Origin of the sequence: Microbacterium sp. 1.5R (genome assembly GCF_001889265.1) — a bacterium.
Classification (GTDB): Bacteria; Actinomycetota; Actinomycetes; order Actinomycetales; family Microbacteriaceae; genus Microbacterium.
On sequence record NZ_CP018151.1, the window covers coordinates 1050314 to 1062146 of the forward strand.

Sequence of the window (11833 nt, forward strand, 5' to 3'; positions counted from 1 at the left end):
GGGGTCACCAACGCATCGGAATCGCTGCTGAGCGGTGCGTCATCGACCCCGCAGGAAAAAGACGCGCACGCCAGGCGACGTGATCAGCCCGCGGAGTACACCTCGCGACCGGCGAACCACGTCGACCGCACGGGAGTGTGCACGATCTCGTCGGCCGGGCCGGCGATCGCATCCCGGGCGAGCACGACGAAGTCCGCGGACTTGCCCGGCGTCAGCGATCCGGTCTCCGCGCCGAGGCCCATCGCGGTCGCGGCATTGATCGTGAAGACCTGCAGGGCCTCCTCCGCCGTGATCGCCTGCTCGGGCCAGAGGACGCCGGGCGCTCGGCCGAGAGGATCGGCGCGCGTGACGAGACCCTGCAGCCCCTCGAGAGTGTTCGGCGATTCGCTCACCGGCCAGTCCGAGCCGCCAGCGACGAGCGCGCCGGCGTCGAGCAGGGCACGGTTGGGCTGCGAATGCTCGGCGCGGTCGCCGAGGACCTCGGCCAACGCCTGCGGGATCACGCCCGGGAACCAGATGAACGGCGAGATGTCGGCCGAGACGTCGAGGGCTCGCAAGCGCGGGATGTCGTCGTCGGCGAGGAACTGGCCGTGCGCGATCTGGATCGGGGTGGTGAAGCCGTCGGACCGGATGCGCTCGGCGACGTCGAGCACGAGACGCGCCGATCCGTCTCCCGTGCAGTGCACCTTGGCGCCGAGTCCGCGCTCGGCCACCGACCGCAGCCAGGTGTGCAGCTCGTCGAAGTCCATCGTCGTCTCGCCGTGGAAGTGCGCACCGTGCACGGCATCCGCGATATACGGCTCGAGGAACGACGCCGTGCGCGCGGGTGGTACTCCGTCGAGGAAGATCTTCACGAAGTCGGGCCGGTGGTGCGGGGTGCGGAACTGCTCACCGAGGTCGATGAGCGGGGCGCCGATCGGATCGAACCCGAAGATCTCATCGTTGATCAGCAGCGACGAGACGACCCAGGCGGTGAGCTCGTGCGACCGGTCGAGGGTCGCTAGGGCGGCGAGGATGTCGGTCGACACTCCGGCATCCTGGAAGGTCGTGATGCCGTAGGAGTTGAGGATCTCGACGCCGCGGCGCGACGCGGCCACGTGCTGCTCGCCCGTCAGCCCACCGCTGCGATCGTAGGCCTCCTGCACCGGGATTCCCGCTGCCTCGAACAGCACCCCGGTCGGCGTGCCGTCATCGGGATCGAGCACGGTGACTCCACCGGAGGGGATGCTGTCGGCGGTGATCCCGGCGAGCTGCAGCGCCCGCGTGCTCGCCCACCTGTTGTGCCTCGAGTCCTCGAACAGGACGACGGGGCGACCGCCGGCCGCCTCATCGAGACGCTGCCTGATCGCGCTGTTCGCGAGGCCGGGCAGCAGAGTGGTCGACACCGGGCCGCCCACGATCCACGCGTCGGGCGGCAGCGCGCTGGCCTTCTCGCGCACGAGTTCGAGGATGTCGTCGAGGCCCAGCGAGGGCGGCAGCGAGAGCTCGAACAGCTCGGTGCGCCCGGCGAGAGCGTGGTGGTTGTGCACGTCGACGAAGCCGGGGTAGACCGCGGCATCGCCGACATCCAGCATCCTCGTGTCCGGGCCGCGGTACGCGTCCATCTCGGCCCGCGTGCCGACGTCGAGGATCCGCCCGTCGCGCACCGCGAACGCCTCGACGGTCGGTGCTCGGTGATCCGCCGTGCGGATCACCGAGCCCGTCACGATGAGCTCGGCCGTCGTCATCTCAGAGGGTTCCGAACAGCGCCGGCTCGAGGCCGTTCGCGTGATGGGTCGTCGAGAGCAGTCGGCCGTGAGCGCCGAACGTGAAGTGCGTGGGCACCTCGCCCGACTCGTCGAGCCCGAAGAGCACGCCGTGCGAGCGGATCGCGTTCACGTCGCGATGGTCGGCGATCGTGACCGATGCGCAGGGGATGACCTTCTCGCGCCACGCGAAGACGTAGATCCCGGGGCGCACCTCCCACACGCTGTTCTCGTCGGTGTCTGCGAGGCCGCGCTCGGGGCCGGCGAGACACTGCCATGAGTACCAGCGCTCCGAGAGGTACACGTGCTCGTAGGCGTGCTCCTCGCTGTAGATCCACTCGACCCGGCGACCGATGAGCGTCGTCGTCGGCGCCGGCTCTGCGCCCGTCACGGTCGCTCCGTCGATGATGCTCGGCGCGAAGACGTGCTGCACGCGAGTGCGTCCCTGCTCGGGCGCGGGCAGGATCACCGAGATGACGGCGAGGGCGCGGCCGTGGCGCAGGTCGACGATCAGAGACACTGCTTCGTTCGGCAGGTAGTCGTGATGGAACTGCACGAAGTACAGGTCGTCGTCGACCTCGAACGCCTCGTAGTCGTCGGTGTCGGAGGCGGGTGCTGTCGTGTCGTCGGCACCGGGCTGGTAGTCCCACGCGACTGTGGTGTCGGCGAACCGGTGCGAGATGCGGGTTCCGCGGGCGTCCACGACGGTGATCTCCCGACCGCTCAATGCGGCCGTGTGCGGAGCCTTGTTCGCGTCGAAGCCGGGAGCCAGGCCCTCGAGCGGGAGCCAGGTGGAGGTGTCTGCGGGGTTCAGGGTCGTCATGTCTCTCCTCAGGTGAGTGGGGTTGCGGGTGCGTCAGCGGTCGCTGAAACGCTCGAGGTCGGATGCGAGGCCCTCGTACACGGCGGGCCGGGAGCGCTTGAGATACGCGCCGTAGACGATGCCGCCGATCAGCGCCACCACGAGCAGCAGCGGCATGAGACGGATGGCGAGCTCCTCGGATCCGGCGACGATGTTGAAGTTCACGATCGCCAGCACCGAGATCGCGGCGATGCCGAGGAATCCGATTCCGGGTGCGATGAACGTGCTCCACCATCGTGGATCGCCGGCACGGCGGAAGTACACGACGATCGAGATCGCGGCGAGTCCCTGCAGGATCAGCACGCTCAGGGTGCCGAAGCCGAGCATCGCCGGCACGAGCGTGAGGATGGGGTCGGCGCCGGCGATCGCGAAGATGATCGCGACGAGCGCCGCGAACGATGCCTGCACGATCCCGGCCAGCTGCGGAGCGCCGTTGCGGCGGGTGCGGGCCAGCGCGTGCGGCAGGATGCGCGAGCGCCCGAGGGAGTAGAGATAGCGCGTCGCGGAGTTGTGGAACGCGAGCATCGCCGCGAACAGACTGACCAGCAGCAGGATCATCATCACGGTCGTCAGCGGGCCCCCGAGGTACTGCTGCGACAGCATGAAGATCAGGTCGCCCGTCGGCAGGTGCTCGAGAGCGGTTGCCTGCGCCTGCGCGACGCCGGTCGCGCTCACCACCGCCCAGGTGGTGACGCCGAGGATCACGCCGATCGCGATGATCGAGGTGTACGTCGCCCGCGGGATCGTGCGCAGCGGCTGCTTCGCCTCTTCGCTGAACAGGGCGGTCGCCTCGAAGCCGAGGAAGCCCGTCGCGGCCAGGAGGAGGCCGATCGGCAGCGACCCCGAGAACACGGCTTCCGGGCTGAACGCGGCCACGTCGTATCCGGTCTGCACGAGCACCGACACGTCGAACACCACGAGCATCAACACCTCGAGCACGAGGCACACACCGAGGATCTTCGACGAGAAGTCCACCCCGACCCGTGCGAGCACGAAGCACACGACGATCGACAGCAGACCCCAGATGAGCCAGTGCACGTCGAGGCCGGTGAGGTCGCGGATGATGTTCTGCATGAAGAAGCCGCTGGTGCCGATCGTGCCGACGACGAAGAAGTTGTAGCCGAGCGTGGCGATGAGGCCGGCGACCAGACCGCCCGTGCGACCGAGGCCCTTCACGACGAAGGCGTAGAAGCCGCCGGCGTTGACCAGCTGCTTCGACATCTGCGCGTATCCCACGGCGAACAGCAGCAGGATCGCGGCCACGATGAAGAAGGCCATCGGCGTGCCGCCGCCGTTTCCGAGGGCGATCGCCAGCGAGGCGACCACGACGATGCCGGTCAGTGGTGCGACGGCGGCGAGCACGAGGAAGACGATCCCGGCGACGCCCAGCGCGCCGGGTCGAAGAGAGGTGTGGTCCTGCTGCGTCGTGGACGCAGATATCGGGTCTGCCACGTCGGCTCCTTTGCTCGGTGACGGCCGTGTCGGCACGGCATCGACGACGAGGGGTTCGTCGATACAGCGAGTCTGCTCGTGCCGGGAGCGCGGCGGTTGACCCTGAGCGAAGGACGATGGTGCCAGCGCGCACAGCCGTCCTGGTCGTGTTCCCGGCCCGGATCCGGCGGAGCAGGATGACGGTGATGACACCGCCGTCCTCGCGGAGCGCCGCCGGCGCCGCGGCGATGTCTCGAGGAGATCATGGACCTGCAGCTGACGGGCACGACCGCGCTGATCACCGGCGCCGCGAGCGGTATCGGCCGCGCGACCGCCCGCGCGCTCGCCGCGGAGGGGGTGCGCGTGGCGCTCCTCGATCGGGATGCCGTTGCGCTCGCAGAGACGGCACGCGGATGCGGTGACGCTGTGGTCCGGGTGGTCGATGTCACCGACGAGACACAGGTCGCGCTGGCGGTCTCCACGTCCGTCGAGGAGCTCGGCGGGGTGGATGCGGTCGTGTGCTGCGCGGGGATCTCGGGTCCGGTCGGATCGACGATCGAGCAGATCTCGCTTCACGACTGGAACGCCGTGTTCGCGGTCAATGTCACGGGGGCGTTCCTGGTTCTCGCGCAGGTCCTTCCCGCGTTGCGGGCGTCGGCTTCGGCATCCGTCGTGCTGCTCGCGAGCGACTCGGCGTTCGTGTCGTCGCCCGGCATGGCGCCCTATTGCGCATCGAAGGCCGCGCTCGTGCAGCTGGGTCGATCGTTGTCGGTGGATCTCGCCGGCACTGATGTCCGGGTGAACACGGTGGCGCCGTCGATCGTCGACACCCCGATGAGCCGTGGAGACCTCGGGGAGCACGCGTTCGTCTCCCCGACTTTCGAGGTGCAGTCGCCCGAGGACGTCGCTTCACACGTGCTGTATCTCGTGTCGCCGCGCAGCAGAGCGATCAACGGCACGACCATCCTCAGCGATTTCGGGTATTCGGCCCGATCAGGATTCCCGGCCTGATGGTCACGGGGACGACGGATCTGCGCACGAGCGCGGCGAGAGCGCGTGAGCGCGGCGAGAACAGGAGCGAACATGGGTAGTGCAGTGGGATCGACGGTCTCCGGGCGGGTCATCGTGATCACCGGCGGAGGTACCGGCATCGGGGCGGCGATCGCCGAACGGTATGCCGCTGAAGGTGCGCACGTCGTGGTCGTGGGGCGTCGGCCCGAGCCGCTGCGCGCCGTGGCCGACGCCGTCGGCGCGCACCCGATCATCGCGGATGCCGCGGACACCGCATCGGCGCAGGCAGCGGTGGCGGAGGTGCTCGCGACATTCGGGCGCCTCGACGTGCTGGTGGCGAATGCCGGCGGACACGGCTTCTCGCCGGTCGCCGACACCGACGACGACAGCTGGGATGCGGCGATCCGCGCGAACCTCACCACGGCGTTCGTCATGGCGCGAGAGGCGTTGCCTGCGCTGATCGAGGCGAAAGGGCAGATCGTGATCGTGTCGTCTCTCGCAGGTCTCTTCGCGGGTCCGTCGGTGGCGGGATACACCGTGGGCAAGCACGCGCTGATCGGGCTGACGCGGACCCTCGCCCGCGACTACGGACGGCAGGGTGTGCGCGTCAACGCGGTGTGCCCAGGGTGGGTGCAGACGCCGATGGCCGACGACGAGATGGACGAGTTCGCCACCCATGCCGGGCTGGGCTCGCGGGAAGAGGCGTATGGGACCGTCACGGCGGATGTGCCGCTGCGGCGCCCGGCTCGGCCGGCGGAGATCGCGTCGGTCGTGCGGTTCCTGGGATCGGGGGAGTCGTCGTACGTCACCGGTGCCGTGATCGTGGCGGATGGCGGGTCACACGTCGTTGATGTGCCGACGATCGCCTTCGACCGGGCGGGGATGTAGGAGGCGGTCGCTCGGGTGCATGGTCGGTCGTCCCCGGCGTGGGCGCTCTCGTTCTGGTTCGGTCGTTAGCGCTCCGATGACGCCTCTGTGTTCTCCGTTCTCACGTGTCCCGTCTTTCGCCTCTTCCCCGCTTCCTCCTGTCGGTCGCGCCTCTTGGGGGTTTCCCCTGCATCTCTCGCGCGATCTGGGCGCCTGCGCTGTGCCATTCCGGGAGATTGGAATACGGATCTGATCTGGGGTAATTCGGGATGGTTTCGGGTCTCGAATGTCGGTGGCCCGGGGTTGACTGGGGGTATGAACAGCACTGCGGAGCTTCTGGATCGGGTCATCGCCGACCTCGACACGGTGCTGTCCGATGACGCGCTGGCGGGGTTGTCCGATGCGGATCGGGTGACTGTTCTGCAGGGTGCGGGTGCTGTCTTCCGCCGGGTCGAGGCGGTGATCGTCGAGACGATCGCGACGGGCGACGCGGCTGACTTTCCGCATTCGGCGGGGTGTCGTGGGCTGAATGAGCTGTTGCAGCGGACGGTGTCGGTGGATGTGCGGGGCGCGTCCCGGGTCGACAGGGTCGTCGATCTGGTGCGGAGGCCGGTGAGTCTGGCGGGGGAGAGGATGCCGGCACGGTGGTCGGAGTTGCGTCTCGCGTTGCTGGATGGGGTGGTCGGGGTGGCCGGGTTTCTCGCGGCGACGGGGCCGATCGAGAAGGTGTGGGATCGGCTGACGGTCGATCAGCGGTTGGCGGCGGATGTCGCGTTGGCGGGGTGTGCTCGCGGCCACGGCGTCGTGGTCGACGCTGATGGTGAGGGCCTGGAGGCTGATGAGCCGGGTCCGGCGCCGACCCCGCAGGACTTGAAGGCCCTTGCCGAGGATCTCGCGTCGATGTTCGACCCCGATGGGGAAGAACCCAAGGATGAGGACTCCCGGCGCCGGCGGGGCATCACGATCGGTCGTCTCACGGACGGCGTGCACGCGATCCGCGGGTATCTGACCCCGGACGTCGCGGCGCAGCTGCAGCTGATCCTGGACGCGATCCTCAACCCCAAAGGTGACGGCCCGCCCATGCCCGGAGTGCACTTCGCCCCGAGCAGGGGCGCTGGTGCCGACGCTGACGCCGACGCTGGTGCTGGTGCGGGTGCGGGTGCTGGTGCGGACGGTGACGATAGGGATCCGTTCAACTCGGATCCGCGGTGTGTGCTCGATGACCGCACCGCGTCGCAGAAGCGTCACGACGCCCTCGCGATGGTGTTCGCCATCGCCGCCCGACACAACGACATGCCCACCCTCGGTGGAGCGGCACCGGTCCTGGTCGTGAACGTCGACGCGAAGGATCTCGTGGGCGGAATGGGCGGAAAGGGTGGGTGGGCGACGGTCGTCGGATCCGGTGCCCACGTCCCGGTTTCCGTCGCCGCGCACGTCGGATGCGCGGGGACGATTCAACGGGTGCTGGTCGATGAGGGCAGGATCATCGGGATCACGACCACAGACCGGGTGTTCACGGTGCATCAGCGCCGGGCGATCATCGCCCGAGACAAAGAATGCCTCATCCCCGGGTGCCACGTTCCCGCATCCTGGTGCGAGATCCACCATGTCGTCGAGCATGCCAGGGGTGGTCCGACTCACACGGATAACGGGGTCCCGTTGTGCTGGTGGCACCACCGATCCCTCGGCACGTCGGGGTGGGAGATCCGCATGGACGACGGGGTCCCGCAGGTACGAGGACCGAGATGGTGGGATCCCGACGAACGATGGCGCACACCGAGGCTCAGCGTGGCCCGACTCACACTCACCGTGCGGCTCGCCCGCACCGGATGACGCGGATGAGCGTCACCGATGCGACCGCAGCACCACGGCACCACAGCAGCGCATCAGCGCATCACCGCATCAGCGAATCGCGAGCTCGAAACCGTCCGCCGTCGGAATCACGGCCACCTGGGAGAGGTCATCGACATGGAAGGTCGGCTGATGAGACGTCGCGTGCGCGCCCACGCCGATGACCCGCATCCCCGCAGCATGCGCGGCCTGGATGCCGGCGCCCGAGTCCTCGAACACCACGCAGTCGGCGGGGTCGACGCCGAGCAGCTCCGCACCCAGCAGGAAGCCCTCGGGGTCGGGCTTGGAGGCCGACACGTTCTCGGCCGTGACCGTCAGTGCGGGCACGGTCAGGCCGGCCTGGCCCATCCGCGCGTTCATCAGCGTCACGTCGGCCGAGGTGACGATCGCGTGGGGGTAGGGGAGCAGTGCGGCGAGCAGGGCATCCGCACCCTCGATCGGGATGACGCCATCGACATCCTTGCTCTCGTTCGCGAGCATCACCGCGTTCTCGCGGATGTTGATCTCGTGGTCGCGCTCCGGCAGCATGATCGCCATGCTCTGATGCCCCTGCCGGCCGTGCACGACGCTCAAGACAGTCTCGGGAGCGATTCCGTGGGGCTCGGCCCACGCCAGCCAGAGCCGTTCCACGACAGCCGTCGAATCGACGAGAGTGCCGTCCATGTCGAGCAGGACGGCGCGGGCGCTGATGGTCTCGGTCATCCCCTCAGGCTACTGCCGCAGCATCTGAAGCCCGACCTGACGGCGCTACCCACCGAGGTACGCGCGGTGCAGCAGCTGCGAATCCTCCTTCAACGCCTCGGCGGTGCCCTGGAAGGAGACGCGGCCGCCGGCCACCACCACGGCCTCGCGAGCGAGGCCCAGCGCGAGCTGCGTGAACTGCTCCACGAGCAGCACCCCGACGCCCGACTCGGCAATCGACTTCACGATCGGCATGAGCCTCATGAACACGACAGGCGCGAGACCGAGCGACATCTCATCGATCAACAGGATCCGCGGCTTCGCGGCGAAGGCACGTGCCAGCACCACCATCTGCTGCTCGCCACCCGACAGCAGCGCGGTGGGGGAGTCGATGCGCTTCTCGAGCTCAGGGAACTGCGCGAGCGCCGCATCCTGTTCCGCAGGCGTCCGCGCGGTGAGCGAGATGTTCTCGCGCACGGTCAGCGACGGGAACACCGCTCGCCCCTGCTCGATGTGCACGATGCCGCGCCGCGCTCTCGACACCCGGGACAGCTTGTCGAGCGGCTCGCCGTCGAGCATCATCGATCCCGCGGAGTGCGGGGTCACCCCCGACACCGATTCGATCAGACTGGTCTTGCCGGCCCCGTTCGGTCCGACGAGCGCCAGCACCTCGCCACCGCGCACGGTCAGCGACACATCCGAGATCACCGGCCCCGCGCCCCGGCTGACCGTCACCCCGTCCAGCACCAGTTCGCTCACTTCAGCAGCTCCGTCTCTCCCATGTACGCCTTCACGACCTCCGGGTTCGCGAGCACCTCGGCCTGCGGACCGCTCGCGAGCACTCGACCGAAGTCGAGCACAGTCAGCGTCGGGCACACCGAGCGCACGAGATCGAGGTCGTGCTCGATGATGATCAATGCCACGCCGAACCGGGCCGGCAGCTCGCGCAGACGCGCGGCGAGAGCCAGGTGCTCATCGTGCGACAGGCCGGCCGCGGGCTCGTCGAGGATCAGCAGCCGCGGACGAGAGATCACGTTCGCCGCGACCTCGACGAGTCGCCGGGTGCCGACGTCGACGCTCGACAGGCGCGCACCCGCCGGCGGGCATCCGAAGAACTCGAGAACCTCATCGATGTCGGATGCGGCGAGTCGACGTCGAGCGACGAACCTCACGTACGCGCCGACCGTGAGCGACGGCGGAACCCTGTCCTGCTGGAAGGTCCTGCGCAGCCCGAGCCGGGCGCGACGCGTCGGAGACAGGCCGGCCAGATCGCGATCTCCGAGCAGTACTCGACCGCCGTGCTTCGGCAGGAACCCGCTGATCGCATCGACGAACGTCGACTTGCCTGCGCCGTTCGGACCGATCAGGCCCATGATCGACGCCGCCGGCACCTGGAACGACACATCGTCCAACGCTGTGAGAGCACCGAACTGCACCGTGAGTCCGTCGACAGTGAGCACCGGTGCACCGTCGAGCGCGCGCTCATCGACCGTCGCGGTGGTCGTTGTCGTGATCGCCCGATCCTCGGCATCCGCATCGGGAGGCAGCGCGGTCAGCTTCGCCGAGGCGGTCCTGCGATCCGCGCGCTTCCAGATGAGATTGCGGATGCCCTGACCGAGGTTGGTCCCGCTGGTGAGCGCCTGCACGCCCAGCACGCCGAAGACCACGAACGCCCAGTCCTGCGGCACGCCCCAGCGCTTCAGCAGCTCGGGCACGAGCACCCAGAGGATGCCGCCGAGGATCGCCATGTCGATCAGATGGGCCCCCGACATGACGGCGAGGACATAGAGCGCCAGCGACTGAAGCGGGGTGAAGCTCGATGCGAACGGAAGCTGCACCTGGCCGGCGAGGAGTCCTCCGGCGATGCCTCCCAGCGCAGCCGAGACGGCGAACGCGGTGAGCTTGGCGCTCTGCACGCTCTGCCCTGCAGCCGCGGTGCCGCGTTCCGAGAAGGCGACCGCCTTCCAGCTCGAGCCCCACCGTCCGCGCTGCAGGAAGAAGACTCCCAGCGCGCAGACGGCGAGCACCACGACCGAGAGGAAGAAGAACTCGCGATCGTTCGAGAACAGCGTCGGGCGCTCGACAGCCGTGCCGTCGGCGGACCCGGGGAACTGGATCTGCACGAGGGTGACATCCGCCGCCGCAGCGAAGCCGAGCGTGACGACGGCGAGATTCACGCCGCGCAGCCGCAGCGCGGGGAGCCCGACGAGGATGCCCACAAGACCGGCGGCAATGCCGCCGAGGAGAAGCCAGACGACGAAGCCGCCCGGCGCCTGCATGACGTTGAGCAGCGAGACGATCCAGGCGCCCACGGCGGCGAACGTGAGCTGGCACAGCGCGATCATGCCGGCGGAGCCCGTGACGATGCCCAGTCCCAGGATCGCGATGGCCGCGACGACTGCGCTGATCGCGAGGAACACGAAGTAGCCCGGAAGCGCCGCGCTCAGAATGGCACCCAGTCCGACCGCCGCGGCGGCGACGGCGAGGGGCCAGGACAGACGGAACCAGGGACGGTCAGCGAGCGGCATCCCACACCTCCTTGCGCTGCGTCCACAGGAGCAGGACGACGATGAACAGGAACGGGAGGAAATTGCGCACGAGCGCGACCTCGTCGATCTGCGCGACGAGCCCTCCCAGAACGCCCAGTACGACTCCGCCGACGACGGCGAGGTCGAGACGGCGGAAGCCGCCGAGCAGCGCAGCGGCTGCGGCGGGGACGATGAGCATCGCGAGGCTGGTCGCGTCGTTCGACTGCGACGGCGCCACGATCATGATGGCGATCGCGCTGATCACACCGGTCACGAACCACACCGCGATGGAGAGCGGACGGGAACGGATGCCGAGCAGCTCGGCGGTGGTGGGGCGCTCGGAGAGCGCGCGCAGCTGCGTGCCCACTCTCGTCCGGCGCAGCACGATCCGCACCACGACCGCCGTGACGACCGCCATGGCGACGGTGGCGACGGTGACCTGGCTGATCACCACGCCCCCGAACGAGAAGGCGGGGCCCGCGATGATCGGGGTGAACGGCTGCGGTTTGTTGCCGAACAGGATGAACGACATCGAGATGAGCAGGAGAAGCGGACCGACGGTCATCGCCGAGCGAGTGGTGGTGGAGGCCTCGGAGAGCCAGGTCGCGGCGATCCACCCGATGGTGGCGGAGAGCGCCCCGCCGACGACGACGCCGAGCACGGAGCCGAGCCAGATCGGCACCCCCAGTTCGCTGACGAACCACACGGCGCTGAAGGCACCGAACATCCCGGTCGCGGCCTGGGCGAAGTTGACGACCCGCACGAGGCGCGACATCAGGGTCAGGCACACTCCGAGGACCGCATAGAGACCGCCGGCGGCGAGACCGGCGATGGCGCCTTGCAGCATGAGGCGTCCT

The 11833-nt window shown here is 68.8% G+C and carries 10 protein-coding genes; 3 read left to right on the forward strand and 7 right to left on the reverse strand.

The genetic code is table 11. From position 1 onward, the window contains the following. Positions 1-83: 83 nt before the first annotated feature. Genes BMW26_RS04900 through BMW26_RS04910 form a run of 3 tightly spaced genes read right to left on the reverse strand, consistent with a single transcriptional unit; the run spans position 84 to position 4059 of the window. Complete coding sequence (locus BMW26_RS04900; RefSeq protein ID WP_072590926.1) at positions 84-1727, reverse strand: amidohydrolase; 1644 nt, start codon at positions 1725-1727, stop codon at positions 84-86. Position 1728: 1 nt separating this feature from the next. Continuing rightward, positions 1729-2568: a molybdenum cofactor biosynthesis F family protein gene (locus BMW26_RS04905; protein ID WP_072590927.1), complete on the reverse strand. Its 840-nt coding sequence runs from the start codon at positions 2566-2568 to the stop codon at positions 1729-1731. 33 nt (positions 2569-2601) lie between these two features. Further along, positions 2602-4059, reverse strand: a complete 1458-nt coding sequence (locus tag BMW26_RS04910; protein WP_056277523.1) for an APC family permease — start codon at positions 4057-4059, stop codon at positions 2602-2604. Positions 4060-4302: 243 nt separating this feature from the next. On the opposite strand from BMW26_RS04910, the gene BMW26_RS04915 reads away from it, so the two are divergent. From BMW26_RS04915 to BMW26_RS04925, 3 genes are all read left to right on the forward strand, one after another. Further along, complete coding sequence (locus BMW26_RS04915; RefSeq protein ID WP_072590928.1) at positions 4303-5049, forward strand: SDR family NAD(P)-dependent oxidoreductase; 747 nt, start codon at positions 4303-4305, stop codon at positions 5047-5049. Positions 5050-5121: 72 nt separating this feature from the next. Continuing rightward, positions 5122-5937: an SDR family NAD(P)-dependent oxidoreductase gene (locus BMW26_RS04920; protein ID WP_072590929.1), complete on the forward strand. Its 816-nt coding sequence runs from the start codon at positions 5122-5124 to the stop codon at positions 5935-5937. A 294-nt stretch (positions 5938-6231) separates the two neighbouring features. After that, positions 6232-7749, forward strand: coding sequence for an HNH endonuclease signature motif containing protein (locus BMW26_RS04925; RefSeq protein WP_072590930.1), 1518 nt, complete (start codon positions 6232-6234; stop codon positions 7747-7749). Positions 7750-7818: 69 nt separating this feature from the next. Here the strand turns inward: BMW26_RS04925 and BMW26_RS04930 are convergent, their stop codons facing one another. From BMW26_RS04930 to BMW26_RS04945, 4 genes are read right to left on the reverse strand one after another with little or no spacing between them, the layout of a single operon-like run. Beyond that, the gene (locus tag BMW26_RS04930; protein ID WP_072590931.1) at positions 7819-8469 is read right to left on the reverse strand and encodes an HAD-IA family hydrolase; all 651 of its coding nucleotides are present in this window, start codon (positions 8467-8469) and stop codon (positions 7819-7821) included. Between the two features lie 45 nt (positions 8470-8514). Beyond that, entirely contained in the window at positions 8515-9207 is a 693-nt protein-coding gene (locus tag BMW26_RS04935; protein WP_053095453.1) for an ABC transporter ATP-binding protein, read from the reverse strand. Continuing rightward, a complete protein-coding gene (locus BMW26_RS04940) occupies positions 9204-10976 on the reverse strand; it encodes a branched-chain amino acid ABC transporter ATP-binding protein/permease (protein WP_072590932.1) in 1773 nt (590 codons plus the stop codon). Before BMW26_RS04940 ends, BMW26_RS04935 begins: the two co-directional genes overlap by 4 nt. Next, the gene (locus BMW26_RS04945) at positions 10963-11823 is read right to left on the reverse strand and encodes an ABC transporter permease subunit (RefSeq protein WP_053095455.1); all 861 of its coding nucleotides are present in this window, start codon (positions 11821-11823) and stop codon (positions 10963-10965) included. Before BMW26_RS04945 ends, BMW26_RS04940 begins: the two co-directional genes overlap by 14 nt. Positions 11824-11833: the final 10 nt, after the last annotated feature.